The organism is Luteibacter sp. (assembly GCF_035539195.1).
In the GTDB taxonomy this organism is placed as follows: Bacteria; Pseudomonadota; Gammaproteobacteria; order Xanthomonadales; family Rhodanobacteraceae; genus Luteibacter.
Genome location: NZ_DATLIW010000040.1, coordinates 220,134 through 246,847, shown reverse-complemented (window position 1 = coordinate 246,847; position 26,714 = coordinate 220,134). Strand labels below are relative to the sequence as shown.

Below are 26,714 nucleotides of genomic sequence, written 5' to 3'. Positions count from 1 at the left end.
GAGCGGATGAGTACGACAGAACTGTTCCTGATCGCGATGACGATCATCCTTGGTGTGCCGTACCTGATCTGGCGGGTCTTTCGAACCGACTACTGGGCGCCCCTGGTGGTGGTGCAGATCCTCACCGGCATCCTGCTCGGGCCCGGTGTGCTCGGCAAGGTCTTCCCCGACTATTACGCGACGGTGTTCGCGCCGCCGGTGATCGCGGCCCTGAACGGCATCGCCTGGTGGGCGGTGATGGTGTTCGTCTGGATCGCCGGCATCGAGCTGGACTTGCGCGAGGTGTGGAAACAGCGCCGTGAATGCGGGACCACGGCTGCGTTCGCCCTCGGCGCGCCGCTGCTTACCGGATGCCTCGCCGCCGTCGGCATGCTGGCGTGGCGAGCGGGCTGGATGGGCGAGGCGGCAAGCACCTGGCAGTTCGTCCTCGGCATCGGCATGGCCTGCGCGGTGACCGCGTTACCCATCCTGATCCTGCTGATGGAAAAGATGGGCATCCTGCGCGAGCCACTCGGTCAACGTGTACTGCGGTATGCCAGCCTCGACGACCTTGCCATCTGGGCCGTGCTCGCGATCATCCTGCTGGACTGGCAACGCGTCGGCCACCAGCTCGCCTTTCTCGCCATCTTCGCTGTGGCGGCATGGCTGTTCCGTCGTCTCATGGCGCGCGTGCCGGAGATGGACCGTTACTTCATCGGCATGGTCTGGCTTGCCGCCTGCGGCTATGGCGCCGACTGGTGCGGCCTGCATTTCATGGTCGGCGCGTTCCTCGCCGGCGCCGTCATGGAGCGGGACTGGTTCCACCTGGAACGGCTCGACGGTCTGCGTCATAACGTGCTGCTCGTCGTCATGCCGGTCTACTTCCTTTCCACCGGACTGCGCACGAACTGGCAGATCGGTGGCGCCGCCGTCTTCATCGCCGCCGCCCTGTTGCTCGTCGCCTCGGTCGTCGGCAAGCTTGCCGGCGTCGGCGTGGCGGGCAAGCTGCTCGGCTGGAAGCGGGGCGATGCGTGGACGGTGGGCTGGCTGCTGCAGACGAAGGCCTTGATCATGATCATCTTCGTCAACGTCCTTCTCGACCGCCACATCATCACCAGCGAAACCTTTACCGCGCTGCTGCTCATGGCGGTGGCGAGCACCATGCTGACGACACCCATCGTGGCCCCCCGACTCAAACGCCTGACGACATGACCCCGCCTATTCCTGTCCGCCGCGCCGCCGTGATCTTTATCTTCGTCACGGTACTGATCGACATCCTCGCCTTCGGCATCATCATCCCGGTGCTCCCGCACCTGATCGAAACGATGACCGGTGGCACGGTATCGAACGCGGCATGGTGGGTGGGCATCTTCGGCACCGTGTTCGCCATCGTGCAGTTCGTCTGTTCGCCGATCCAGGGCGCGTTGTCGGATCGCTTCGGTCGCCGTCCCGTCGTCCTGCTGTCGAACCTGGGCCTCGGCCTGGATTTCGTGCTGATGGCGGTGGCGCCTTCGCTGTGGCTGCTTTTCGTCGGACGAATCATTTCCGGCATCACGGCGGCGAGCTTCACCACAGCCAATGCCTATATCGCCGATGTGACGCCGCCGGAGAAACGCGCAGGCGCGTTCGGCATGCTCGGCGGCGCGTTCGGCATCGGCTTCATCATCGGGCCGGCACTTGGCGGCTTTCTCGGCGGCATCGACCTGCGCCTGCCGTTCTGGGTCGCCGCGGGCCTGGCGCTGGCCAACTTCACCTACGGCTTTTTCATCCTGCCCGAATCGCTGCCGCCGGAAAAACGCGCGGCGCGCTTCGAGCCACGCTCCGCGCACCCGCTCGGCGCCCTGAAGATGCTGCGGCGTCACCGCGAAGTGCTCGGCCTTTCCGTGGTGATGTTCATGTTCTACCTGGCGCACTACGTCCTGCAGACCGTCTTCGTCCTATACGCCGACTACCGGTATGCATGGGGTCCGCAACAAGTGGGCTACGTGCTCGCCCTGGTCGGCGCCTGCGACGGCATCGTGCAGGCCTTCCTCACCGGACGGCTGTCGACCCGCTTCGGCGAGCGGCGCGTCCTGCTCGCCGGCCTGGCCTTCGGCGCGGCTGCCTTCGTGGTGATGGGGCTGGCTCCGGTGGGCTGGGCCTTCCTGATCGGCATTCCGCTGATGTCGTTGTGGGGGCTGGCGGGACCGCCGATCCAGTCGATCATGACCCGCCACGTCGCGCCGGACGAGCAGGGTCGCCTGCAGGGCGCGGTGACCAGCCTGGGCAGCTTCGCGGGGATTTTCGGGCCTTACCTGTTCGCGCAGATCTTCGCGTTTGCGATCGCACCCGAACGCGGCTTGCATCTGCCGGGCGTTCCGTTCCTGCTCGCCGGGGTCCTCTTGCTCGCCGGACTGGTGGTTGCCGCGCGGGCGACACGGAACGAGCCGCAGCCCTTGCCTGCCACCGAATTGCCGAGCTAACCCCCGAGATTTCTCGTAGTATGGCGCACGTATTCGGCAGTCGACGACCGGTGGGGCGTGCGTTTGGACAACCATGTCTGGGAAAGCAAATATCACGAGGCCGTCGAACGGTTGAGTCGTGAGGAAGCCCAGTGGCGGACCGCCGAGTCCCTGCTGCGACAGCTCGTCGGTTGCCTGGGTCGCGCCGCCCACGGCGCCCACGATCAGGTCGATCCGCATATCGAACGCCTTTCCGGTGCCCTGCAGGGTCCGATGGATGCGATGACGCTCGAGCCCCTGGTCAACGGGCTGACCGAAGCGATGAACAACCTGGGAGCACGCCCGCGCGGCACGCATGCCGAGCGCTCGATCGCGATCACCCGGCCGACGCGTACCGAGCACGGTTCGTCCGTACAGTCGGCGTTGAGCCGCCTGGTCGATCGCATCATCGTCCTTCCGCGTCTGGCGGACCGGGCTAACGACCTGCGCCACGCCGTGGCCGACGCCGGCGATCTTGTCGCCCTCGCCTCCTGCGGCGATCGCCTGGCCGATCTCATCAACGAACAACGCCTTGGCCTGCAGCGCGAGATCGACGCCTTGCAGGCCGTGCTTCGCCACGTGACCAGCCGGCTCGACGAACTGAGCCAGTACATGTCACGCGAGCTGGCCGACCAGTCCACCGGCGAAGCCAACGGCCAGGCGCTGGATGCCTCGGTCGCCCACGAGATGCGTCTGCTCAGCGAGGCCGCGCTCGAGTACGACGACGTGCACGACCTGCGCGAGCGGGTGAACAGCTGCCTGGAGACCATCGCGCAGTGCTTCAGCGAATTCCGTGAGCGCGAAGGCTCGCGCCTGACCGCCTACCGCGAACGCGCCGAGAAGATGCGCCAGCGCATCGAGCAGTTGGAAACCGAACGCAACACCTTGCAGCGATCGCTGGAGCGCGAACACGAGCTGGCGCAGACCGACACCATGATCGGCATGCCCAACCGCCTCGCCTACGAGAAGCGCATCGAAGCGGCCTTCGAGAGCTGGCAGACCACGACCCGCCCGCTGAGCATCGCCGCGATCGACATCGATCACTTCAAGAGCATCAACGACACCTACGGCCACACCGCGGGCGACGCGGTGTTACGGATCATCGGCCAGGCCCTGGTCAAGCATGTGCGACCCTGCGATTTCGTCGCCCGTTACGGTGGCGAAGAGTTCATCGTGCTGTTCGACGGGGCGGACGAAGCCGAATCCATGCAGGTGTGCGAACGCCTGCGCGGCAAGATCCAGCACCTGGCGTTTCATGCGAGTCGTCAGCCAGTGCGTGTCACCGCGTCCATCGGCCTTGCGCAATTCCAGCCGGGCGACACGCCACAGACCGTTTTCGATCGCGCGGACCTCGCCCTTTACACAGCGAAGAACGGCGGACGTAACCGCTGCGTCGCGGGTTAGGATCCGGCCGGCACCACCGTTCAGACGGCGACGCTGAAGATCCGACCGACCGCCGCCGACACCGCCATCGCCAGCGCACCCCAGAACACGACGCGGGCGACGCTGCGTGCCACGCCCGCGCCGCCGAGTCGCGCCGAGATCGCGCCGAGAACCGCAAGCGCCAGCAGCGAGGCGCCTATCGTGATCGGCGCCACCTGTGCTCTGGGCGACCACACCGCGGCGAGGATCGGCAGGACCGCGCCGGAGGCGAAACTCACCGCCGACGCGCCCGCCGCCTGGAGTGGCTTTGCCGACATCGTGACGGACAGACCGAGTTCGTCACGCGCGTGGGCTTCCAGGGCATCGTGCTTCATGAGCTGCTCGGCCACGTCGTGGGCCAGGGCCCGGTCCAGGCCGCGTCGCACGTAGATCTCGGTAAGCTCCTTGTGCTCGCCGGTCGGGTCGTCGCGCAGCTCACGCGACTCCATGTCCAGCTCGGCTTGCTCGCTATCGGCCTGCGAGCGCACGGAGACATATTCGCCGGCGGCCATCGACATCGCCCCGGCAGCCAGCCCGGCGACGCCGGCCAGTAAGATGCTTGCCGATGTCGCCTGGGCGGACGCGACGCCTACCAGCAGGCTGGCCGTCGAGAGGATGCCGTCGTTGGCCCCCAGTACCGCCGCACGGAGCCAGCCGATGCGATCCAGCTTGTGGTGTTCGCGGTGCTTGGGCCTGGCCATCGGGCGCTTCCTGGAGAACTCGTGGGGACATCGTACCCGCAGACCCCGTCGACGTGTCGCCAACGAAGCCGCAAACTACGCCGCCGCGGCCATCCGGCCGCCCTCCGCCCACATCCACGACAAGAGCCCCATCATGTCCATCTCGATGTACCAGACCTGCGTGCCCGTCCTCGTGCGCGCGCTCAACAATCTCTCCGGCGTGCTCGCCAAGGGCGCCGCCCATGCCGCCGAGCGCAACATCGCCCCGGAGGTCCTGCTGCACACGCGCATCACCCCCGACATGTTCCCGCTGATCCGCCAAGTGCAGATCGCGACGGACATGGCCAAGGGTGCGGGTGCCCGCCTGGCCGGTGTCGAGCCGCCGAAGATGGAAGACAACGAGACCACCTTCGACGAACTGCAGGCGCGCATCGCCACCGTGATCAAGCAGCTGCAGGCGTATACGCCGGCGCAGATCGACGGCAGCGAAGACCGCCAGGTGGTGCTGAAGACCCGTGGCGGCGAGCAGACCTTCCGCGGCCAGGATTACCTGCTCGGCTTCGTGCTGCCGAACGTCTACTTCCACAGCACCACGGCCTACGCGATCCTGCGCGGCGTGGGCGTCGTGCTGGGCAAGGCCGACTTCATCGGCAAGCCGTAAGCCTGCTCACTGTGGGAGCCGCTTCAGCGGCGATGGGGCCTGCGTAAGCCGGCTCACTGTGGGAGCCGCTTCAGCGGCGATGGGGCCTGCATAAGCCGGCCCACTGTGGGAGCCGCTTCAGCGGCGATGGGGCCTGCGTCGTGCTGGCTATCGCCGCTGAAGCGGCTCCCACAGGAGCAGCGGCTCCATCAGTCCCACGTCGGGACGTCGGGACGTCGGGACTTCAGGACTTCGGGACTTCAGGACTTCAGTTTCCAGCCGGTGCGGAAGATCCACCAGACCACGCCGAGGCAGACCAGCAGGAAGCCGACCGTCGCCCCCGCGCTCACCAGCACGTTCACGTCCGCCTGTCCGTAGAAGCTCCAGCGGAACCCGTTCACCAGGTACACCACCGGATTGAACAGGGTGATCTTCTGCCATACCGGGGGCAGCATGGAGATGGAATAGAAGCTGCCACCGAGGAAGGTCAGCGGGGTGATCACCATCAGGGGCACCACCTGCAGTTTCTGGAAGTCGTCGGCCCACAAACCGATGATGAAACCGAACAGGCTGAAGGTCACCGCGGTGAGAATGAGGAAGGCGAGCATCCAGAAAGGATGCTGGATCTCGTAGGCGACGAAGAAGCGCGCCGTCAACAGGATCAGCAGGCCGAGGATCACCGACTTGGTGGCCGCCGCACCGACATAACCGATCACCACTTCCACGTACGACACCGGTGCCGACAGCAGCTCGTAGATCGTCCCCGCCCACTTCGGCATGTAGATGCCGAACGAGGCATTGGAGATGCTCTCGTTGAGCAAGGACAGCATGATCAGGCCGGGAATGATGAAGGCGCCGTAGCTCACGCCACCGATCGCGCCCATGCGCGAGCCGATCGCCGCACCGAAGACCACGAAGTAAAGCGAGGTCGACAGCACCGGCGAGGCGATGCTCTGCATCAACGTGCGGAAGGTACGGGCCATTTCGAAGCGATAGATGGCGCGGATCGCATGGATGTTCATACGCCACCCCTTACCAGGCTGACGAAAATATCCTCGAGCGAACTCTCGCTGGAGTGCAGGTCCTTGAAGTCGATGCCGAGTTCGCCGAGCTTGCGCAGCAGCATGGCGATGCCGGTGTCGTTGCCCTGGGTGTCGAAGGTATAGGTCAGGCACTGGCCGTCGCCGGACAACTCCAGCGGCCATTCACGCAGGCCTTCGGGCACCGATGCGAGCGGACTCTGCAGCGACAGCGTGAGTTGCTTCTTGCCAAGCTTCTGCATCAGGGTGTGCTTCTCTTCGACCAACACGATCTCGCCGCGATTGATCACGCCGATGCGGTCCGCCATCTGCTCGGCTTCCTCGATGTAATGCGTGGTGAGGATGATCGTGACGCCCGACTCGCGCAGGCGACGCACCATTTCCCACATGTCGTGGCGCAGTTCCACGTCGACGCCGGCGGTCGGCTCGTCGAGGAAGAGCACGCGCGGCTCGTGTGCCAGCGCCTTGGCGATCAGCACCCGGCGCTTCATGCCGCCGGAGAGCGCCATGATCTTCGAATCCTTCTTCTCCCACAGCGACAGGTCGCGCAGGATGCGTTCCAGGTGCACCGGGTTCGGTGCCTTGCCGAACAGGCCGCGACTGAACTTCACCGTGGCCCATACCGTTTCGAAGGCGTCGGTGGACAGTTCCTGCGGCACCAGGCCGATCAGGCCGCGGGCTGCGCGGTAGTCGCGCACGATGTCGTGGCCGTCCACATGCACGCTGCCTTCGCTGCCATTGACGATGCCGCAGATGATGCTGATCAACGTGGTCTTGCCGGCACCGTTGGGACCGAGCAGGGCGAAGATCTCGCCACGACGGATCTCCAGGTCGACGTTGTTGAGCGCTCGCAATCCGCTCTTGTAGTGTTTGGATAGCCCGCGCACCGAAACGATGGCGTCGGGCGAGGAAGTGGGGGCGTCGAGTGGCGACATGGGGACCCGCGGATCGATGGGTAAGGCGGCCGATGGTAGACCGATTGGACGAAGACTGCCTGCCTTGTCCGCAGGCTTCGCCACCCCCAGATCGAACCGGTTACCCCACCCAAAGGCCTCGACGACCATGTCCCTTTCCACGTACGACGCTTCCGTACCCGTCTTCGTCCGCGGCTTCCGCGTGCTGACCGAACTGCTGGACAAGGCCGAGGCCCAGGCCGACGGCGCCAACCTCATCGAGGCCCGCCTCGCCCCCGACATGCTGAACCTCGCCGGACAGGTACAGCGCGCCAGCGACACGGCCAAGTTCGCCATCGCCCGGATCGCCGAGGTGCAGCCGCCGTCGTTCGACGATAACGAGACGACGTTCGCGGACCTGCGCAAGCGCATCGACGGCACGGTAGCCTGGATCGAATCGGTGGACCGGGCACGCATCGAAGCGGGCGAGGCGCGCCCCCTGTCGCGCAAGTTCAAGGACACCGAGCACCACTTCACCGCCGCCTCGTACCTGCTGACCTTCGCCATCCCGAACTTCTTTTTCCATGTGACGACGGCGTACGACATCCTCCGCCACAACGGCGTGGCCATTGGCAAACTGGATTACCTCGGTTTCAACGCGTGACCGATGGCAAGACCCGCTGCGCCTGGGGCGAGTCCGACGAGCTCATGCGCGCCTACCACGACACCGAATGGGGCGTGCCTGAGCGCGACGGCCGCAAGCTCTGGGAAAAGCTGATCCTGGACGGCTTCCAGGCGGGGCTTTCATGGCGGACGATCCTGGCCCGCCGCGATGGCTTCCGGCGCGCCTTCGACGGCTTCGACCCCGAGCGTGTGGCGGCCTATGGCCCCGACGATGTCACCCGCCTGCTCGGCGACCCGGGCATCATCCGCTCGCGCAGCAAGATCGCCGCGACCATCAACAATGCGCAGGCTTACCTCGCCATGCGTGATGCCGGCGAGGACTTTGCCCGCTTCTGCTGGGACGCCGTCGGCGGCCAGCCGATTCCCTGGGAAGGTCCGGTGCCGCCGAACAGCCCGCTCTCCGGGCAGATCTCGACCTCCCTGCGCCAGCGCGGCTTCACTTTCGTCGGGCCGACCATCGTCTTCGCCTGGCTGGAGGCCACGGGCCTGATCAACTCGCATGCCCCGGATTGCTTCCGGCGCCGGGAAGTCACCCGCAAGACCTTGCGCGACAAGGATTAACGGGTTTTTTAGCCGGGCCGGCGTAGCGTGGACTCACCGCCCGCCGGCGGACGTCCCATCCGGTCTACCCATCTCGGGTCTACGCACCGATAGCGAGGGTTTCCATGGCTTCGAGCTCCGCCCAACTGTTTGTTCCGTACAGCGAATCGACACAGGGACCGTGGATCGTACGCCGTGCCTCCATGCCGCTTGGCCGCTACGCGTCGCAGTCCATGGCCATCGCCGCCGCCGAAGCACTGGCACCCGGGCTGTCCGACAGCCTCGGCCGCCCGGTGGAGATCCATGTCCAGCAGGCCGATGGCACGTGGGAAGAGCATACCTACGTCGTCGCCGGTCTCGTTGCCGCCAATCCGGTCCCACCGGTCGGAATGAACCGCCACGCCTGAGCGTCCTGGAGTGAGACGGGTATGAGGTAACCTTGGTCGGTTGCCCTCCCCGATCTGCGCCCTCATCGATGCTCACCGACGACACCAAAGCCGCGATCCGCGCCGCCTATGCGCGGCTGAAGGACGGCCTTGCGGGGTTTCGTGGGCGTGCCTCGCAGCTGAAGATGATCGCCGAGGTGGCCAAGGCCCTGGCCGAGCCCGGCGGCGCCGCCGTCATCGAGGCGCCGACCGGCACGGGTAAGTCCATGGCCTATCTGATCGCGGGGCTAGAAGTCGCCCGCACACAGAAGAAAAAGCTGGTGATCGCCACCGCGACCGTCGCCTTGCAGGAACAGCTGGTCCAGCGCGATATCCCCCAGTACCTCACCCTCTGCGGCGTCGAGGCCAAGGTGGCCCTGGCCAAGGGCCGCGCCCGTTATCTTTGCCCGCGCAACCTGCGCATGGCCGGCGCCGAGCCGACCGCCCAGGGCGGCTTCGAGTTCGATGCCGACGTGGCGCTATGGGCGCGCCCGCCCGCCGAACGCGACACCAAGGCGATCACGAAACTCAGCGAGGCGTTCGAATCGCGCGAGTGGAATGGCGACATCGATACCAGCCCCGAGCCGCTGTCCGATCTGGTGCGCGGCATGGTGACGACGAGCGCCGGCGGTTGCACGGGGCGCAAGTGCGGCGCGTTCGCCGCCTGCCCGTTCTTCGTCGCGCGGCGACTCATCGGCGAGGCCGATATCGTCGTCGCCAACCAGGACCTCGTGCTCGCCGACCTGACCATGCCCCGTGACGAAGACACCTTCGGTGGCGTGATCCTGCCCAAGCCGGAAGACACCCTCTACATCTTCGACGAGGCACATCACGTGCCGGCCAAGGCGATCGATCGTGGCGCCGCCGACGTGCACCTCGCCACCGCCGTGCGACGCATCGGTCGCCTGCAGAACCAGATCCATGCCGCGTACTCGCTGACCGACAAGGAAAGCATCGGCAACCTCTCGCTCGAAGCGGGCGACGAGAAACTCGCGTTGATGTCGGGATCGCTCGAAGAGATCGAGCGCGAGATCCGCCTGTCGTGGACGCCATCATCCAGTGAGACCGAGCCCGTGTTCCGCGCCTCGTTGGGGCAACTTCCGGAAAACTGGAAGATGCACGCGGAGCATCTGCACCTGGTCACCAAGGATATCCAGCGCTGGCTGCGCACCGTGCGCCGTACCGTGGTGGAAATGGAAGCCGGCGGCCCCACGCAGGAGGCGCTCTCGCGCGAACTCGGCGTGGCGCTGGAGCGCCTGGATCGACAGGTGCGCACCTGGTACGCGTGGTCGTCCGACGATCGTGAGAACGCGCCGCCGCTCGCACGCTGGGTCACCATGACACCCGAGCAGCAACTGGTCTGTCATGCGTCCTCGGTGTCCGCCGGCGGCCTGCTGCGTACCGTGCTCTGGGACAACGCTTCGGCCGTGGTGATGACCTCGGCCACGCTGAGCGCCGGTGGCAATTTCCGTGGCTTCGCCGATTCGGTCGGCCTGCCCAATGACGCGGTGACGCTCAGCCTGCCCTCGCCGTTCGACCTGGAACGACAGGCCACGCTCACCGTGCCCGCCTTGACGACGATGCCGGACGATCGCGAAGGCCATGCACGCGAGGTGTCGGGCTGGCTGGCAAGCAACCTCGACTGGAACGCGGGCAACCTCGTGTTGTTCACCTCGCGGGCCAAGCTCGACCGCGTCTTGCAGATCCTGCCGATCGAGTTCGTGCGCAAGGTGCGCGCGCAGGGCTCGCTGTCGAAGGCCCAGTTGATCGCCGAACATCGCGAAGACATCGAGGCCGGCAAGGGCAGCACCCTGTTCGGCCTGGCCTCGTTCGGCGAAGGTCTCGACCTGCCGGGGAAGCTCTGCGAAACCGTGGTGGTCACGCAGCTGCCCTTCGCCGTGCCGACCGATCCGGTCGGCGCCACCTACGCCGAGTGGCTGGAGTCGCGCGGGCGCAATCCCTTCATCGAAGTGAGCGTGCCCGATGCCACGCGCATCCTCACGCAGTACTGCGGCCGACTCATTCGTACCGAAACCGACACCGGCCGTATCGTGCTGCTCGATCGTCGGGTGATCACCAAACGCTACGGCACGGGCATGCTCCGCGCCTTGCCGCCCTTTGCCCGGAATATCGAGCGCGTCGCATGACCATCGTTCCCTTCGCCGAACTGAAAGCCGTGCCGTGGAAGAACGGCCTGGGCATCACTCGCGAGATCGCGGTGGCACCGCCCGGTGCGCCGATGGACAGCTTCGTCTGGCGGGTGAGTATCGCCGACGTCGACACGGCGTCGCCGTTCTCGCGTTTTCCAGGGATCGATCGCGTCATCGTCCTGCTCGAAGGCGATGGCTTCACGATGCGGCTGGATGGCGGTGGCGCGCATGCGTTGACCACGCCGCACGCGCCCTTCGCCTTCGCCGGCGAGGCGACCGTCGAGGTCAGGCTTGCCGGTGGCGCAACGCGCGATTTCAACCTGATGGTCCGTCGTGACGCCGCGCGCGGTGCGGTCAAGGTCGTGCAGGGCCCGGCCACCCTGGATATCGACGCGGATACCGCGTTGGTCTACCTCGCCCAGGGCGAGGCGCTGAGCGACGGCGTGCCGGTGCATGCCGGTGACAGCGTCATCGGTGCCGCCCACGTCGTCCTGGCGGAAGGGGCGACGGCGCTGCTGGCCCGCGTTACGCCAGCGGCGCGCTGAGCGGCTCGTCGATCCCGGGCCGTTTCCAAAGCTCCACCGAGGTCAGCTGGAAGCGCACCGGCGGCACGGCTCCCTCCCATCCTTCGATCCCGGGGAAGTACTCCCGCATCACCGTGACCATCGCGGCGAAGCCGGAGTCCAGCTCGGATACCGCAAGCACCGCTTCGCCATCGACATGGAAGAACAGGAAGACCGTGTCGGCCGCAAGGTTGTCGCGATTGCCCGCCTCGATGCGCCGGATGCGCTCCATCGGCACCTCCCGGGTCCGGAACGGGCCCAGATGAACCACGACGACGCCCGACTCCCGGTCGAAATGGACCTTCGGCCGCCAGGTGAGTTGTTCACGCAAGCGGGTCCATAGGGGGCGGGGCGTTGACTTGGGGCCCATGGTGGCGATGTCTCCGATCAGTCGCCCCCTTTATCGGCCGCCAGTCTGCAGGATTTAGCAGGATTTATTCCTAGTTCACCGCCAGTGGGCATCGTAGGGGGTCCGCTACACAGGATGCTTCGCCATGCGCGAACTGATTGCCGCCCTTTCCATGGCCATGGCCGCGGCCTCCCATGCCGCCACGGTGCCGCTCGCGCCGGTGCCCGATCTGGATCTGGCCCGCTACGCCGGCACCTGGCACGAGATCGCCCGGCTGCCCATGTGGTTCCAGCGCAAGTGCGAGCGCGACGTGACCGCGCACTACGAACCCAGGCCCGACGGCACCGTCGCCGTCCACAACGCGTGCGTGACCGCCGAGGGCAGGACCATCGCCAGCGACGGCGTGGCGCGCCGCCCCGACGCCTTCGCGCGCGGCAAGCTGGAGGTCCGCTTCGCACCGGCCTGGCTGTCCTGGCTGCCGCTCGTCTGGGCCGACTACTGGGTACTGGCCCTGGACGACGACTACCGGTGGGCCCTCGTCGGCCAGCCCGGCCGGAAATATCTTTGGATTCTCTCGCGCGAACCGAGCATGGACCGCGCCACCTTCGAAGCGTTGAAGAGACAGGCCACGGCCATGGGCTACGACCTGACGCCGCTTATCGTCTCGGGCAAGGTCGAGTGATGGCCGCCCCTTCCCCATGCCCCTGCGGATCCGGTGCCGGCCTGACGACGTGCTGCGGCCGCTGGCATGCCGGCGAGCCGGCGCCGACGGCCGAGGCGCTGATGCGCTCCCGCTACAGCGCCTATGTGCTCGGCCTCGAGGACTACCTGCTGGCAACCTGGCACGAGAGCTCGCGGCCCGAAGCGCTCGGCCTGGCGACGCAGTCGCCCCGCCCGACCTGGCTCGGCCTCAGCGTAAAGCGCCACGAAAACCCGACACCGGAGACGGCGATCGTGGAGTTCGTGGCGCGGTTGCGCATGGGTGGCAACAGTGCGGAGCGCATGCACGAGACCAGCCGGTTCGTGCATGCGGACGGGCGCTGGTATTACCTCGACGGCGAACTCAGATGATCGAGCGGGTCACGCCACCATCGACGCGGATCGCCGCGCCGGTCGTACCCGACGCCTGCTCCGAGGCCAGGTAGACCGAGACGTTCGCCACTTCCTCGACGCTCAGCAGGCGCTTGATCAGCGACGTCGGGCGGTGGGTCTGGATGAAGTCGCGCTCGACCTCTTCCAGCGACTTGCCCTGGTCCTTGGCGATCTTGCCGAAGAACTCGCTGACGCCTTCGGACAGGGTGGGACCCGGCAGGATCGCGTTCACGGTGACGCCGGTGCCCGACATCACTTCGGCCAGGCCGCGCGAAACGCCGAGCTGCGCCGTCTTGGTGACGCCGTAATGGACCATCTCGGCCGGTACCTGCACCGCCGACTCGCTCGAGATGAACTGCACGCGACCCCAGCCGCGCTGGGCCATGCCCTTGGCGTAATGCCGGGAGAGGCGCACCCCGGAATTCACGTTCACTTCGAAGAAGCGCGTCCACTCCGCGTCGTCGATGTCGAAAAAGCCCTTCGGCTCGAAGATGCCGAGGTTGTTGACCAGGATGTCGGTCTCCGGCACGGCCTCGATCAGGGTCGCGGCGCCTGCGGCGGTACCCAGGTCGGCGGCGACGCCCTTGAGCCTGGCGTCCGGGAGGATCTTGCGGATGGCGGCCAGGGCTTCGTCGACGCGGGCCTGGGTACGGCCGGTGACGACCACCTCGGCGCCGGCGGCGGCGAGACCGGTGGCGATGGCCAGGCCGATGCCGGCGGTCGAGCCACTGACGATGGCGCTGCGCTTGCTGAGATCGATATTCATGAGGGTGCTCCGTGGGAAGAGGGATCGTTATGCGACCCACTCATCGTCGGGGCTGGCCACCGCGGGATCAATCGCTGTTCAGGCAAAAGACTCTCGCCGCCACGCCAAGAACGACAGCGATCAGGTGCCGGCGATCTCGAACCGGCTTTCGCCCTGCGCCAGCCCATGCGGACCGAAGCGCCGCTCGGCGATGAACGCGCGATCCGCGTGGTCGACCAGGATGACCGTGCTGGCGCGGGTCCCGTAGGTTTCGCCGGCGATGAAGGCGCTGGAGAGGAAACGCTCGCGCTCGATACCGATGCCCGTATCGGGGAGTACGTCGTCGGGCCATTCGCCCTTGTCGGCGAGCAGGGCGAACAGGCTGTCCACGTTGCTGTCCGTATCCTTGGCCACCCAGGCGCCCAGATGGTCGACGAGTGCCCGGGTCTTCGGCCACGGCGCGTTGAAGTCCGCGTTGCTCAGGCCATGGACGCCCGGCTCGACGCGCTGGGCCCGCGCGTGCGGATGATTGCCGAGGTAATAGGCGTCGTCGTGGTCGAAGGTCAGCAGGTTGAAGGGGCGGTAGCCCTTCGCGCTCGACATCAGCTCGATGGCATGCGAGCGCGCGGGCACGTTGGAGCCGAGATAGTCAGCGACCAGCAGCCCACGCGACAGGCCGCTATGGTCGGCGGTCATGTCACGCACGTTGGTGATCACGCTGACCCGGCCATGCGGCGCCACGCCGGCCCAGGTCCCGCCCGCCTCGAGATCGCGTCCGGCAACGATGTCGGGCGCCTCGTCCCAGGGCGCAAGCGGCGCCGTCGGGCGCGCATGGAATTCGTCGCGGTTGCCGACGAGCACCAGCCGCCAGCGCGGATGGACATGCCAGGCGAAGGCGATCAGGCACATGGGCGGGAAATGGCTCGAAGGAGCATGGGCGTATTGTGCCCTACCCGCCGTCGCAAGGTTTTGCAGAAACGGCGCTGCCCCGAAAGGACGGGTTAAACCGCCACCTTCAGGGCCAGCTTCGCGTTGGCCAGCATGAGTGCGATGGAACCGGCGGCTTCGCGGCCGTCGTAGACCGCACGCACGACGAGGTCCGCCCCACGGACATTGTCTCCACCGGCGAAAATCCGCGGGTTGCTCGTCTGCAACGGGAGCCGCCCTTCACCGCCGGCCACGATGCGCCCACTCCGGTCGCGTGCCACACCGAAGGCGTCGCACCAGTCCGGCGGGCTCGGCTGGAAGCCGAAGGCCTGGATGACGACGTCGGCGCGCAGGTCGACCTCGCTGCCGGCGACGTTCTGCGGACGGGGACGTCCGTCACCGTCGTCGACGAGCTGGGTTTCGACGACGCGCACCGCGGTGACCTTGCCGCCTTCGCCGACCAGGGCGATGGGCTGCTGCTGGAAGAGGAAGCGCACGCCTTCCTCGCGGCTGTAGCCGACTTCGCGACGGGAGCCGGGCATGCTCGCCTCGTCGCGACGATAAACGCAGGTGACCGACGCGGCGCCGAGGCGGATCGCGGTGCGGTTGCAATCCATGCCGGTATCGCCGCCGCCGAGCACGACGACGTGCTTGCCGGCGAGGTCGTAGGCCGCTGCCGGTTCTTCATCGCGCAGGAGGCGCTCGACGTTGGCGATCAGGAAGGGCAGCGCATCGTGCACACCGTCGAGGTCGCGACCCTTGAGCTGGCCATCGACATAGGTGTACGCGCCGGTGCCGACGAAGACGGCATCGTAGTCGGCGAGCAGTTCCTCGAAGGCGATGTCGCGACCGATCTCCACGCCCAGATGGAAGCGCACGCCCATGCCTTCGAGCACCATGCGCCGCGTGCGCACGACGGACTTGTCGAGCTTGAACGGCGGGATGCCGAAGGTGAGCAGACCACCGATTTCATGCTGGCTGTCGTAGACATCGGCAGCGATGCCCGCACGGCGCAGGCGGTCGGCGCAGGACAACCCGGCCGGACCCGCACCGACGATGGCGACACGCTGGCCGGTCTCGCGAACGCGCGAGAGGTCGGGGCGCCAACCCTGGCGAATCGCTTCGTCCGTCACCCAGCGTTCGACGCTGCCGATCGTCACCGCGCCGAAATCGCCCTGCTCCAGCGTGCATGCGCCTTCACACAGACGGTCCTGGGGACATACGCGGCCGCAGATCTCGGGCAGTGGATTGGTCTCGTGCATCAGCGTGGCGGCTTCGAACAGCCGGCCGTCCTGGACCAGCTTCAGCCAGTTCGGAATGTAGTTGTGCACCGGGCAGGCGTGCTCGCAGTACGGGTTGCCGCAGTCGATGCAGCGCTCCGATTGCGCGGCGGCTTCCGACGGCGCGAACTCGCCGGAGATCTCGCCATAGCCGAGCACACGCACCGCCACGGGCACCGTGCGTGGGGTCTGCCGGGGCACCTCGAGGAAACGAAAGTCCTTTGCGCTCATGCCGCACTCCGCAGTTCTTCGGCCAGGGCGTCCAGGCTGGCGGCCTTCGGCTTCACCAGCCAGAAGCGCTGCAGCAGGCCACGGAAGTCGCCGAGTACCTTGCGACCCCAGGCGGAGTCGGTCAGTTCGGCGTGACGTGCGATGAGCTGGCGCAGGTGCTGCATGTAGTGTTCCATGCCTTCGTGCGAGATACGCACGATGTCGACGAGTTCGTGGTTGTAGCAATCGACGAAGTTGCGATCGATGTCGAGCACATAGGCGAAGCCGCCCGTCATGCCGGCGCCGAAGTTGAGACCGGTGCGCCCGAGGACGGCGACGACACCACCGGTCATGTATTCGCAGCAATGGTCGCCCGCGCCTTCGACGACGGCGAGCGCGCCGGAGTTGCGCACCGCGAAGCGCTCGCCGGCCTGGCCGGCAGCGAACAGTTCGCCGCCGGTCGCGCCATACAGGCAGGTATTGCCGATGATCGAGGCATCCTGGCTGGCGAACGGCGAATCCGCGGGCGGCCGGATGATGAGCCGCCCCCCAGCCATGCCCTTGCCGACGCCATCGTTCGCTTCGCCGATCAGGTCGATGTGTACGCCCGAGGCGTTCCACGCACCGAGACTCTGCCCGGCCGACCCGGTCAGGTGCAGGTGTACCGGTTTCTCGACCATGCCGACATCGCCCCAGCGACGCGCGACGTCGCCGGACAACCGTGCGCCGATGGCGCGGTCGGTGTTCGCGATGTCGTAGCGGAAGGTACCGCCGAGCGCATCGGCGACCGCGGCACGCGTGTCCGCCGAGATCCGACTGGCCAGGGTGCCCGGATCGCGCATGGGATTGCGCGCGAACGTACAGGCGAAATCGACTTTCTCGCCCATGCCGTCTTCGCCGATGAGCGGGCTGAGGTCGAGGCGGTCCTGCACGGCCGTGACACCGTCGCGTTGCTCGAGACGACCGCTCTGGCCGACGAGTTCTTCCAGCGAACGCACGCCGAGCCGCGCCAGATGGCGACGGACATCTTCCGCGACGAAGCGGAAATAGTTCATCACCATGTCCGGCAGGCCGAGGAAATGCTTCTGGCGCAGCACGGGGTGCTGGGTGGCGACACCGGTGGCACAGTTGTTGAGATGGCAGATGCGCAGGTACTTGCAACCCAGCGCGACCATCGGGCCGGTACCGAAGCCGAAGCTCTCCGCGCCGAGCATCGCCGCCTTGATCACGTCCAGGCCGGTCTTCAGGCCACCATCGGTCTGTAGGCGAACGCGGCCGCGCAGGTCGTTGAGGCGCAGGGTCTGCTGTGTTTCGGCCAGACCGAGTTCCCACGGCGTACCGGCGTACTTGATCGAGGTGAGCGGACTGGCGCCCGTGCCCCCATCGTGTCCGGAGACGGTGATCAGGTCCGCGCCCGCCTTGACGACACCGGCCGCGACGGTGCCGACGCCGGCGTGCGAGACGAGCTTCACCGAGATGAGCGCCTTGGGGTTCACTTCCTTGAGGTCGTGAATCAGCTGGGCGAGATCTTCGATCGAATAGATGTCGTGATGTGGCGGCGGGGAGATCAGGCCGATGCCCGGCTTGGCGTAGCGCAGGCGGGCGATCGTCGCATCCACCTTGTGGCCGGGCAGCTGGCCGCCCTCGCCCGGCTTGGCGCCCTGGGCGATCTTGATCTGCAATACCTCGGCGTTGACCAGGTACGTCGGCGTGACACCGAAACGACCCGAGGCGACCTGCTTGATCTTCGAAGCCCGGTCGGTGCCGTAGCGCGCGGGATCCTCACCGCCCTCGCCCGAATTGCTCCGCGCGCCCAGGCGGTTCATGGCGATCGCCAGGGCTTCGTGCGCCTCCGGCGACAACGCGCCGAGCGACATGCCGGCCGAGTCGAAACGCTTGAGGATGCTCTCCACCGGCTCGACCTCGTCGAGCGGGATGGGTGTGCCTTCCCTGGGCACGAGCAGATCGCGTAGCGCCGATGGCGGGCGGGCGTCCACGTAATGGGCGTACTTCGCGTAATCGTTCCAGTCGCCGGTGCGCACGGCCACCTGCAGGCTGGCGATCACGTCGGGGTTGTACATGTGGAACTCGCCGCCGTGCACGTACTTGAACAGGCCACCCGCACGCAGCGCGTGGGCTTCGTCCCAGGCCTCGGCGGCGAGCATGCGCTGTTCTTTTTCGAGATCGTCGAAAGTCGAACCGCCGATACGCGAAGGTGTACCCGGGAAACAGATATCCACCACGTCAGGCGACAGGCCGACGATTTCGAACAGCTGCGCACCGCGGTAACCGGCCACCGTGGAGATACCCATCTTCGACAGGATCTTCAGAAGCCCCTTGCGGATGCCGCGACGGTAATTGCGACCGATCTCGCGCGGCGCGCCTTCGCCGTTGCGGATGTGTCCGCTGCGACCCATGTCGAACAGGCTCTGATAGGCGAGCCACGGATAGATGGCGGTGGCGCCGAAACCGAGCAGGCAGGCGAAATGGTGCGGATCGCGCGGTGTCGCCGTCTCGACCATGATGTTGCACTGACACCGGAGGCCACGATCGACCAGGCGCGCATGCACCGCGCCGGTGGCCAGCAGCGAATGGATCGGCAGGAGGTCGCGGCGGGGATAGCGATCGCTCAGGAAGACGATTCTGACGCCGCCGCGCACGGCCGCCTCGACACGGTCGCAGATGCGCAGCAGTGCCTGCTCCAGCGTTTCGTCGGCGCCGTACATGAGGTCGAAACGCGGCGTGTCCGCATACTCCGCATTGGCGAGGATCTGACGCAACTTGCGCTGCGAAAGGATCGGCGAATTGAGCAGGATCTGCTTCGCGTTCTCCGGACCGAGGTCGAAGATGTTCCGCTCCTGCCCGATCTGCGTGACCAGCGACATCACCAGACGCTCGCGCAGTGGATCGATCGGCGGATTGGTGACCTGGGCAAAGCCCTGGCGAAAGCGATCGAACAGCGGACGGATCTGCCGTGACAACACGGCCATCGGGGTGTCGTCGCCCATCGAGCCGGTGGCTTCGGCTTCGGTCTCCGCGAGCACTTTCAGCACCGACTCGGATTCTTCGCGCGAGAGGCCGAACAGCTTCTGATAACGACGCAGTTCGTCGGCGGGCAAGGGCTCGGCGGCGAGACTCGGGTCGATCAGATCGGACTCGAGATAGGTGACGCCGTCGCGCAGCCAGTCGCGGAAAGGCGCGCGCCGGCGGTTGATCGCGTCGATATCGGTGTCGCGCAGCAGGCGGTGTTCGCGAAAATCGACGGCGATCATCTCGCCCGGGGCGAGGCGGCCCTTGGCCACGATGCGCGACGAGGGCACGTCCCACAGACCCGCTTCGGAGGCCACGATCAGGTGGTTATCGTCGGACAGCGCCCACCGCGCCGGACGAAGACCGTTGCGGTCCAGCGTGCAAGCGGCATAGCGACCGTCGCACATCACCAGGCCGGCAGGACCGTCCCACGGTTCGCTGTGCAACGCGTAATACTCGTAAAAGGCGGCGAGGTCTTCGTCGATATCCTCGCGTGCCGAATACGCCGGCGGCACCAGCACGCGCATGGCGGTGAGCAAGTCCATGCCGCCCATCAAGAGCACCTCGAGGGCATTGTCGAGGCTTTCCGAATCCGAGCCGTTCTGGCGAACCAGCGGGCCGATGTCGGAAAGATCGACCCGATCCGAGCGCATCACCGACGTGCGCGCCTGCATCCAGCGGCGGTTCGCGCGGATGGTGTTGATCTCGCCGTTGTGGGCAAGGAGGCGGAACGGCTGCGCGAGCCGCCACTGTGGCGACGTATTGGTCGAAAAGCGCTGGTGGAACACCACGGCGTCGGCGACGAGCGCCGGATGCTTCAGATCCGGGTAGACGTCGCGCAGATGACCAGGCGCGGCCATCGCCTTGTAGCCGACCACTTCGCCGGAAAGCGAGACCACGTAGAACTGTTTGTCGTCGGCGAGGGACAGCTCCGTGCGACGACGGGCATGGAACAGCCTGGCCTCGAACTGCGCCGGTGTCAGATCGCCTGGCGCATCGACGAAGATCTGCCGGACACGCGGCATGGACGATGCCGCCAGCGGTCCGCAGGCGGCGGCGTCCACGGCGACATCGCGCCAGCCTGCCACGCTGAGACCGGCCTTGGCCAGTTCGCTCTCGAGAACCCCAACGGCGCTATCGTCGCCTGCCGGATCGAGGAAGACGACGCCGGCGGCGAAATGCGTGGCCAGCGAAATGCCGGATTCGCGCGCGAGCGCGCGCAGCCACTCGACCGGCCGACGAATCAGCACGCCACAGCCGTCGCCGCTGATGCCGTCGGCGTTCACGCCACCACGATGGGAAAGTTTGGCGAGTGCCGAAAAAGCGGTATCGACCAGGGCCGAACTGGCATGGCCGTCTATCTGCGCAACGATGCCGAAGCCGCAGCTGTCGTGTTCGAACGCCTCGTCGTAGAGGCGCGGAGTGCCTTGCTTCACCATCCGCCTCCTGGGGCATAAGGTTGTGCTGGGAATCTGGCGAGCACGTGGCCCCGCGACCTGGAACGGTCGACCATCACGTGCCCGCGAAGGGCGAGCGACCCACTTTAGTCATATTTGTCGCGCTGCGTCAAAGCGTTCGGACGTCCAAACGGAAAGCGAACGGAATTCTCACGCGGTCGGCGCGAGACCACTTCGCGGAAATGGGCTGCGGGGCGGGGTGAGGGCCATACCAGCCGGGGCGGCCTCCGTCTTGCCTCGATCGCCGATGCATCGGCTCCTGCCAAGCCAAAGCGAGGCTGGCCCGATAGGTCACCCAACCACCGGATGGGTAATAATCGGACGATGCGCCCAATTCCCCGCCTCCTTCTCCTGCCGACCCTCGCCCTCCTTGCCGCCGCCCCTTTCCCGCCCGCCTTCGCGGCGCAGGACGTCAAGGCGCGCTCCGAGCAGGACGCGGCCCGGCAGAAGCTCGACGGGGTGAGGAAGGAGATCGAAGGGCTGACGAAAGAGCAGCGGGATACGGTCAATGCCCGCGACAGCGCGAACGCGGCCCTGGCCCGGCAGGCCGAGCAGGTCTCGGCGGCCGCCAAGGCCGTCCGCGAGACGGATACCGAGCTGGAAGCGCGAAAGCGCGATCTCGCGCAGCTGAACGAGCAACGGGCGGCGATGCAGGCTGGACTCGACAAGCAGAAAGGCGCCCTGAGCGACCTGCTCCGGGCGACCTACACGCTGGGTCGCGGCTCCGACCTCCAGCTCCTGCTCGGCGACGAGGACGTCAACCGGATCTCCCGGGCCCTGGCCTACTCGCGTTACTTCCAGGAGAACCGGGTCGAGCGCATCCGTGGCCTGCTCGCGGATCTTTCCCGCCTGCAGGAGGTCGAAACCGCGATCACCGCCGAGCAGGACAAGCTCGAGGCGACGCGGGCCGAGCGCGAAAAGCGTACGGGCGAACTGGAAAGGCAGCGCAGCGAGCAGCAGAAACTGGTGGCCGAGGCCGACTCGAAATACAAGGACCAGGCCCAGCGTATCGCTGCGCTGAAGCAGAACGAGCAGGACATGAACGCGCTGGTCGCCAGGCTGCAGAAGGTGATCGACGAGGCGGCCAAGGCCGCCGAGCCCGCGCCGGCACCGAAGGGCACGCCGCCCGCGGCACCCATGGGCAACCTGCGAGGCAACCTGCCCTGGCCGACCAATGGCCCGGTCCACGCGTACGGCAGCGGGGTGATCATCGTCGCGCCGCGAGGCAGCGAAGTGAAGGCTGTCGCACGTGGCCGCGTCGTCTTCGCGAACTTCCTGCGCGGCTACGGCATGATGATCATCGTGAACCACGGCAACGGATTCATGAGCATGTACGGCAACAACGAAACGCTGCTGCACGGCGTGGGCGACATGGTCGAGGCCGGCGAAACCGTCGGCACGGCCGCGGCGCCCGCCGGCGACAACGGCGCCTATTTCGAGCTGCGCCAGGGTGGCAAACCCATCGATGCGCGCGGCTGGCTCGGTAAACGGCATTGACCCCGGAGACAGGCATGCGCCAACACCCCCTTCGTTTCGCCCTCGCGCTGGCCCTCGGCGCGGTGGTGACGATTCCCGCCCAGGCCCAGCAGAAGCCGCTGAAACAACCCGATGCCCCAGCCGCTTCGTCGACCAGCGCGGCAGCCGTCGCCGCCAGGGCGGACGACACCGTCGACCTCGACGACATCCGCAACTTCACGCGGGTCTATCAGATCGTGCGCCAGGCCTACGTCGAGAAGCTCGACAACAAGACCATCATGAAGGCCGCGATCAGCGGCATGCTGCAAAACCTCGATCCGCACAGCGAGTACCTCGACAAGGAAGGTCTCGACGAACTCGACGAGGACACCACCGGCCAGTACGGCGGCCTGGGCATCGAGGTGCTGCAGGTGGACGGCAACCTGAAGATCGTCTCGCCGATCGACGACACGCCGGCCTCGCGCGCAGGTATCAAGCCGGGCGACACCATCCTGAAGATCGACGGCATGGTCGTCGACAGCCAGAACATCGACGAGGCGTTCAAGAAGCTCCGCGGCGATCCCGGCAGCAAGATCACCCTCACCATTCTTCACGAAAAATCCGATAAGCCGATCGACATGCCGCTGGTCCGCGAGCGCATCGCCGTGACCAGCGTGAAACTGCGTCAGCTCGACCCGGGCTATGTCTATATCCGCCTCAGCCAGTTCCAGGAAGACACGGCCACGGACATGGACAAGAAGCTCGACGATTACATCAAGAAGAACGGTGCACCGAAGGGTGCCGTACTCGACCTTCGCTCGAATCCCGGCGGCCTGCTCACCACCGCGGTCGCGGTCGCCGACGCCTTCCTCGACTCCGGCACTATCGTCACGACGAAGGGCCGCCTGCAGGATGCCAACCTCAACTTCGAAGCGCATCCCGGCGACCTGCTCAAGGGTGCGCCGATGGTGATCCTCACCGACAACGGCACGGCCTCGGCCGCCGAGATCGTCTCCGGCGCACTCAAGGACAACCATCGCGCACTGATCATGGGTCGTCGCACCTTCGGCAAGGGCGTCGTGCAGACCGTGCTGCCGCTGGACCAGGATCACGCCGTCAAGATCACCACCGCGCGCTACTACACGCCCAACGGCACCTCGATCCAGGCCGAAGGCATCAAGCCGGATATCGCCCTGGCCGATCTGGCGGTCAACAAGAGCGACACGCCGCCCCAGCTGATCGGCTCGGAAGCGGACCTGCCCAATCACCTGGCCAACGAAAAAGCCTCCGGCGACGACAAGAGCGGCACCGATGACGGCGGCAAGCTGGCGATCGAGGATTACGCGCTGTCGCAGGCGTTGAATGTGCTGAAGGGGATGGCGCTGAATCGGCAGCCGGTCGGCAGGTAGCGAAACCCGTTAGCTTTTCCCGGGAGCGCCTACGACCAAGGGGCTATGGCTGAAGCCGCTGGCGCGTCGCACGATGGGTGTGGAATTCGACATGCTTGAGTTCCACACCCACCACCGCATAAGGAACATGCCATGAGCAGCAGCAAGGAACAGATCCGGGAGTACATCGTCGCGACCGTGAACGCGCATCTCAAGGAGCACAAGCAGGCGCCCCTCACGCCGAAGGCGGACAATTGGACCAAGGTCATCGACGGCTGCAAGTCTGCCGACGTCGCCAAACGCATTGCCGCCGAGTACGGCGTTTCGGTACCTGCCAAACTGTCGGACCTCGCCAGCCTCGACGCCGCCGTCGACTACGCGTTCGACAACCAGAAGTAATCGTCACCAGAACTTCCACCACGGTCGATCCGCGCGGGCTTTCACTATGGCCCGCCGGACGCTCCACGGCAGGTCCGGCTTGCGCCCGGGCTTGAGCGCCTCGGCCTGTGTCCACCCCTCGAAGGCGACGACGCCATAGGCGCTGGCAGGAAGCGCCTCGTCGAACGTAGTCACGCTATGCGCGAGCTCGGGCGGCAGAAAATAGAAGTGATCGACGTCGTCGCCTTCGGTGTCGGCGGCATCCTGCAAGGCTTCGATGCGGGCGTGGATGGCGTCGAAGGCGCGCGGCAGGTTGCCGTTGGATGCGAGATGGCGGGTATCGTCTTGCTGGCCATCGTGCTCGACGCTCCAGCTGCGCAGGCCGTCCACGTAGCAGGTCGCCGCACTGACGAGTTGCTGGTCGTCCTGCTCGCACGTGACGACCGTGCAGTTCCGCGACAAAGGACGTAGCGATTCCTCGACGATCAACGGCGAAGCGAAACGTGTGACAACGACAAACCAGCCCGAGGGCAGCGTGATCGCGTAGCCGCGGCGTGGATGCGATTCGGTCTGTCCATTGCGCACGAGATCCAGCGCGCCCAGTACCGCGTCCGCATCCTTGCCTTTCACCGCCAGCCAGCCGATCGACACGCCCATGGAACTACTCCCTTTCGGGTGGTTTCAGCAGGAAGCGCACCGACAGCAGGCCCACTTCGTAGAGCAGGCACATTGGCACGGCCAGCATCACCATGGAGAGCAAATCCGGCGGGGTGATGAACGCTGAGATCGCGAAGGCGCCGACGATCGCGTATCCGCGGCCCTTGCTGAGTTTTTCCGCGTCGACGATACCCACGGCAGCCAGAATCACCACGGCCACCGGCACTTCGAAGCAGAGGCCGAAAGCGAAGAACATCAGCATCACGAAATCGAGGTAATGCGTGATGTCCGTCATCATCGCCACGCCTTCGGGCGTCACGGCGTTGAGGAACTTGAAGGCGGCCGGCATCACCACGAAATAGGCGAACGCGCAGCCGGCATAGAACAGCACCAGCGAGGCGACCAGCAGCGGTCGGGCGAGGCGTTTCTCGTGCCGGTACAGGCCAGGGCTGACGAAGGCCCAGAGCTGGTAGAGGATCATCGGCATGCTGATGAACAGCGCGACGAAGAAGGCCAGCTTCAATGGCGTCACGAAGGGGCTGGCCACTTCGGTCGCGATCAGGTGCGCGCCCTGGGGCATGCGCTCCACCAGCGGCTTGGCCAGTTCGGCGTAGAGGTGGTTCGCGACCGGCACCAGGGCCAGCAGCACCACCAGCAGGACGACCACGGCGCGAAGGAGCCTGGAACGCAGTTCGATAAGGTGGGAAAACAGGCCCTCTTCGATCGCGTCTTCGGCGGACGGATCGGGGTCAGCTGCGGTCATGCGGTTCGTCCCTGGGCGGCGTGGTCGCGCCGTGGGCCAGCGGCAGCATGTCGCGTGCCGGGTCGGGCTCACGGCCCTCGGGCTCACGGCCGTCGATACGTGCCGTCTGAGTGTCGGTGAAGGTATCGCGGACGCGATCGCCGGTGTCGCGGATATCCTGTCCGGCGCCGCGAATCTCGGCGCGAACGCTGTCATGCGCCGAACGGGCGCTTTCGGCGGTCTCGCGCAGGGTGCGCTTGATTTCCTCGGCCTGGATCTCGCGCTCGACCTCGGCCTTCACGTTGTCCCAGCCGTTACGCATGCGCCGGATCAGCGCGCCGGCGGTACGGGCGGCGTGCGGAAGCTTCTCGGGGCCGAGGACGATGAGCGCCACTACCGCGAGCAGCAGCAATTTACCGAAGCTGATCTCGATCATGGCGCCGCCAGGATCACGGAGCGCGGTCGCGCGGCTCGGTGGATTCGGTGTGGGTCGGCGGGACCTGGCCCGTCAGCGGGGGATCGGCGCGCAGCTTCTCTTCACGCTCACGGGCGGCCTTGGCCTCCTCGTCGCCTTCCATCCCCTTCTTGAAGTCGCGCATCGCACCGCCCAGGTCCGAGCCGATGTTGCGCAGCTTCTTCGTACCGAAGATCAGTACGACGACGAGCAGCAGGAGGACGATATGGGTAATGCTCATGAAAACCTCGCAGGCGCCCGCCAGGGCACCGATGGGACGGACCGGCGCCCTTGCGTGACGCCGGATGGTTCAGATTCAGCGCTGAGTGTACTCCTCCAGCGCGTCACGAAAATTGACTACATATGCTGGGGCGTTGGTGACCCCGCCTTCGAAAATGCGGCGCGGCGTGATGCCGGGGCCGTAAACCTCCTTGTTGGTGTCGTCGTCGATGCTGAAATGGGTGCCGTCGAGCGCCACGCCGGCAAACAGGCCCCTGGCGCGCGAGTAGGTGTAGATCTCCGCCTTGAGCTGGCCGTCCGTGGCCGCGGTGGCCGAGCGCCCCACCGGTCCGGCCGCCGCCGAAGCGTTGGCGCCAAGGGTGAACTTGCCATCGATGATGCCCTGCACGCCGCGATCGGTGCGGAAAACCAGGATGACGTCGGCCGACTGGATGCCGATCTGGAAGCCGACGCCGGCCCCGGCCATGGAGATGAAGTTGGGGTTGGACCAGGTGCCGTCGGGGCTCTTGATCGAAATCAGGCCTTCGCCCTTGGCTCCCGAGAAGACGAACCCGCCCTTGACCATGTCGGGAAGGATGGCGATCGCCCTCGCGTTCTTGAGCAGATCGGCCGGGAGCTGCTTGTCCGGCGCGTCGTCCATGATTTCCTTGAGCACGCGCACCGCGTTCTCGGCCTGCTCCTTGGGCGGGTCCGCGGCCTGCACCGCCGATATGGGCAGCAAGGCAAGAAGTCCGAGAACAAGCAGGCGGGAAAGACGTGGGGTCATCGCGTGGCTCCTTTCATACATGACGGCTTCGGCGTTACACCGTGCTAT

Annotated in this window: 27 protein-coding genes; 14 read left to right on the top strand and 13 right to left on the bottom strand. The window is 66.4% G+C overall.

Features of this window, described 5'->3' with window-relative positions:
* Nucleotides 1-6: 6 nt before the first annotated feature.
* From VM621_RS18350 to VM621_RS18340, 3 genes are read left to right on the top strand one after another with little or no spacing between them, the layout of a single operon-like run.
* A complete protein-coding gene (locus VM621_RS18350) occupies nt 7-1,191 on the top strand; it encodes a cation:proton antiporter (RefSeq protein WP_325470406.1) in 1,185 nt (394 codons plus the stop codon).
* Nucleotides 1,188-2,441, top strand: coding sequence for a TCR/Tet family MFS transporter (locus tag VM621_RS18345; protein ID WP_325470405.1), 1,254 nt, complete (start codon nt 1,188-1,190; stop codon nt 2,439-2,441). Before VM621_RS18350 ends, VM621_RS18345 begins: the two co-directional genes overlap by 4 nt.
* Before the next feature lie 57 nt (nt 2,442-2,498).
* Complete coding sequence (locus VM621_RS18340) at nt 2,499-3,863, top strand: diguanylate cyclase (protein WP_325470404.1); 1,365 nt, start codon at nt 2,499-2,501, stop codon at nt 3,861-3,863.
* Between the two features lie 20 nt (nt 3,864-3,883).
* Here VM621_RS18340 and VM621_RS18335 read toward each other — a convergent pair whose 3' ends face one another.
* A complete protein-coding gene (locus VM621_RS18335; RefSeq protein ID WP_325470403.1) occupies nt 3,884-4,582 on the bottom strand; it encodes a VIT family protein in 699 nt (232 codons plus the stop codon).
* 133 nt (nt 4,583-4,715) lie between these two features.
* Between VM621_RS18335 and VM621_RS18330 the strand changes: the two genes are divergently transcribed.
* Nucleotides 4,716-5,222 (top strand): DUF1993 domain-containing protein, encoded by a 507-nt coding sequence (locus tag VM621_RS18330; protein ID WP_325470402.1) that lies wholly within the window; start codon nt 4,716-4,718, stop codon nt 5,220-5,222.
* A 239-nt stretch (nt 5,223-5,461) separates the two neighbouring features.
* Here VM621_RS18330 and VM621_RS18325 read toward each other — a convergent pair whose 3' ends face one another.
* Complete coding sequence (locus tag VM621_RS18325; protein ID WP_325470401.1) at nt 5,462-6,223, bottom strand: ABC transporter permease; 762 nt, start codon at nt 6,221-6,223, stop codon at nt 5,462-5,464.
* Nucleotides 6,220-7,176 (bottom strand): ABC transporter ATP-binding protein, encoded by a 957-nt coding sequence (locus VM621_RS18320; RefSeq protein ID WP_325470400.1) that lies wholly within the window; start codon nt 7,174-7,176, stop codon nt 6,220-6,222. The genes VM621_RS18325 and VM621_RS18320 overlap by 4 nt, the downstream gene beginning before the upstream one ends.
* A 127-nt stretch (nt 7,177-7,303) precedes the next feature.
* On the opposite strand from VM621_RS18320, the gene VM621_RS18315 reads away from it, so the two are divergent.
* The 5 genes from VM621_RS18315 to VM621_RS18295 all read left to right on the top strand — a co-directional run bounded on the left by VM621_RS18315 (nt 7,304) and on the right by VM621_RS18295 (nt 11,478).
* A complete protein-coding gene (locus tag VM621_RS18315) occupies nt 7,304-7,798 on the top strand; it encodes a DUF1993 domain-containing protein (protein WP_325470399.1) in 495 nt (164 codons plus the stop codon).
* The gene (locus tag VM621_RS18310) at nt 7,795-8,379 is read left to right on the top strand and encodes a DNA-3-methyladenine glycosylase I (protein ID WP_325470398.1); all 585 of its coding nucleotides are present in this window, start codon (nt 7,795-7,797) and stop codon (nt 8,377-8,379) included. Before VM621_RS18315 ends, VM621_RS18310 begins: the two co-directional genes overlap by 4 nt.
* 104 nt (nt 8,380-8,483) lie before the next feature.
* A complete protein-coding gene (locus tag VM621_RS18305) occupies nt 8,484-8,765 on the top strand; it encodes a DUF2188 domain-containing protein (protein WP_325470397.1) in 282 nt (93 codons plus the stop codon).
* A 68-nt stretch (nt 8,766-8,833) separates the two neighbouring features.
* A complete protein-coding gene (gene dinG / locus VM621_RS18300) occupies nt 8,834-10,930 on the top strand; it encodes an ATP-dependent DNA helicase DinG (RefSeq protein WP_325470396.1) in 2,097 nt (698 codons plus the stop codon).
* Entirely contained in the window at nt 10,927-11,478 is a 552-nt protein-coding gene (locus tag VM621_RS18295) for a HutD family protein (RefSeq protein ID WP_325470395.1), read from the top strand. Before dinG ends, VM621_RS18295 begins: the two co-directional genes overlap by 4 nt.
* Here the strand turns inward: VM621_RS18295 and VM621_RS18290 are convergent.
* On the bottom strand, nt 11,459-11,827 hold the full coding sequence (locus VM621_RS18290; RefSeq protein ID WP_325470394.1) for a hypothetical protein: 369 nt from the start codon (nt 11,825-11,827) through the stop codon (nt 11,459-11,461). The genes VM621_RS18295 and VM621_RS18290 overlap by 20 nt on opposite strands.
* A 190-nt stretch (nt 11,828-12,017) precedes the next feature.
* Here VM621_RS18290 and VM621_RS18285 point away from each other — a divergent pair, with 190 nt between their 5' ends.
* Both VM621_RS18285 and VM621_RS18280 read left to right on the top strand, forming a co-directional pair.
* A complete protein-coding gene (locus VM621_RS18285; RefSeq protein WP_325470473.1) occupies nt 12,018-12,527 on the top strand; it encodes a lipocalin family protein in 510 nt (169 codons plus the stop codon).
* Nucleotides 12,527-12,916 (top strand): YchJ family protein, encoded by a 390-nt coding sequence (locus tag VM621_RS18280; RefSeq protein WP_325470393.1) that lies wholly within the window; start codon nt 12,527-12,529, stop codon nt 12,914-12,916. The genes VM621_RS18285 and VM621_RS18280 overlap by 1 nt, the downstream gene beginning before the upstream one ends.
* On the opposite strand, the gene VM621_RS18275 is transcribed toward VM621_RS18280, so the two are convergent.
* The 4 genes from VM621_RS18275 to gltB all read right to left on the bottom strand — a co-directional run bounded on the left by VM621_RS18275 (nt 12,909) and on the right by gltB (nt 20,568).
* A complete protein-coding gene (locus VM621_RS18275) occupies nt 12,909-13,703 on the bottom strand; it encodes an SDR family NAD(P)-dependent oxidoreductase (protein WP_325470392.1) in 795 nt (264 codons plus the stop codon). The two genes, VM621_RS18280 and VM621_RS18275, sit on opposite strands and share 8 nt — an antisense overlap.
* A 120-nt stretch (nt 13,704-13,823) precedes the next feature.
* The gene (locus tag VM621_RS18270) at nt 13,824-14,591 is read right to left on the bottom strand and encodes an NRDE family protein (protein ID WP_325470391.1); all 768 of its coding nucleotides are present in this window, start codon (nt 14,589-14,591) and stop codon (nt 13,824-13,826) included.
* Between the two features lie 92 nt (nt 14,592-14,683).
* Nucleotides 14,684-16,120 (bottom strand): FAD-dependent oxidoreductase, encoded by a 1,437-nt coding sequence (locus VM621_RS18265; protein ID WP_325470390.1) that lies wholly within the window; start codon nt 16,118-16,120, stop codon nt 14,684-14,686.
* On the bottom strand, nt 16,117-20,568 hold the full coding sequence (gene gltB / locus VM621_RS18260) for a glutamate synthase large subunit (RefSeq protein ID WP_325470389.1): 4,452 nt from the start codon (nt 20,566-20,568) through the stop codon (nt 16,117-16,119). The genes VM621_RS18265 and gltB overlap by 4 nt, the downstream gene beginning before the upstream one ends.
* A 342-nt stretch (nt 20,569-20,910) precedes the next feature.
* Here gltB and VM621_RS18255 point away from each other — a divergent pair, with 342 nt between their 5' ends.
* The 3 genes from VM621_RS18255 (at nt 20,911) to VM621_RS18245 (ending at nt 23,828) form a co-directional block, all read left to right on the top strand.
* Nucleotides 20,911-22,083 carry a murein hydrolase activator EnvC family protein gene (locus VM621_RS18255; RefSeq protein ID WP_325470388.1) on the top strand — a complete coding sequence of 391 codons (1,173 nt, stop codon included), beginning with the start codon at nt 20,911-20,913 and terminating at the stop codon, nt 22,081-22,083.
* Between the two features lie 14 nt (nt 22,084-22,097).
* Complete coding sequence (locus tag VM621_RS18250; protein ID WP_325470387.1) at nt 22,098-23,450, top strand: S41 family peptidase; 1,353 nt, start codon at nt 22,098-22,100, stop codon at nt 23,448-23,450.
* A 132-nt stretch (nt 23,451-23,582) separates the two neighbouring features.
* Nucleotides 23,583-23,828, top strand: a complete 246-nt coding sequence (locus VM621_RS18245) for a hypothetical protein (RefSeq protein WP_325470386.1) — start codon at nt 23,583-23,585, stop codon at nt 23,826-23,828.
* 3 nt (nt 23,829-23,831) lie between these two features.
* Here VM621_RS18245 and VM621_RS18240 read toward each other — a convergent pair whose 3' ends face one another.
* From VM621_RS18240 to VM621_RS18220, 5 genes are all read right to left on the bottom strand, one after another.
* Entirely contained in the window at nt 23,832-24,464 is a 633-nt protein-coding gene (locus tag VM621_RS18240) for a hypothetical protein (RefSeq protein ID WP_325470385.1), read from the bottom strand.
* A 4-nt stretch (nt 24,465-24,468) separates the two neighbouring features.
* On the bottom strand, nt 24,469-25,227 hold the full coding sequence (tatC, locus tag VM621_RS18235) for a twin-arginine translocase subunit TatC (RefSeq protein ID WP_325470384.1): 759 nt from the start codon (nt 25,225-25,227) through the stop codon (nt 24,469-24,471).
* Nucleotides 25,214-25,642 carry a Sec-independent protein translocase protein TatB gene (tatB, locus tag VM621_RS18230; protein WP_325470383.1) on the bottom strand — a complete coding sequence of 143 codons (429 nt, stop codon included), beginning with the start codon at nt 25,640-25,642 and terminating at the stop codon, nt 25,214-25,216. The genes tatC and tatB overlap by 14 nt, the downstream gene beginning before the upstream one ends.
* Nucleotides 25,643-25,655: 13 nt before the next feature.
* Nucleotides 25,656-25,901: a twin-arginine translocase TatA/TatE family subunit gene (tatA, locus tag VM621_RS18225; RefSeq protein ID WP_325470382.1), complete on the bottom strand. Its 246-nt coding sequence runs from the start codon at nt 25,899-25,901 to the stop codon at nt 25,656-25,658.
* Nucleotides 25,902-25,976: 75 nt separating this feature from the next.
* Nucleotides 25,977-26,666, bottom strand: a complete 690-nt coding sequence (locus VM621_RS18220; RefSeq protein ID WP_325470381.1) for a lipid-binding SYLF domain-containing protein — start codon at nt 26,664-26,666, stop codon at nt 25,977-25,979.
* Nucleotides 26,667-26,714 lie beyond the last annotated feature (48 nt).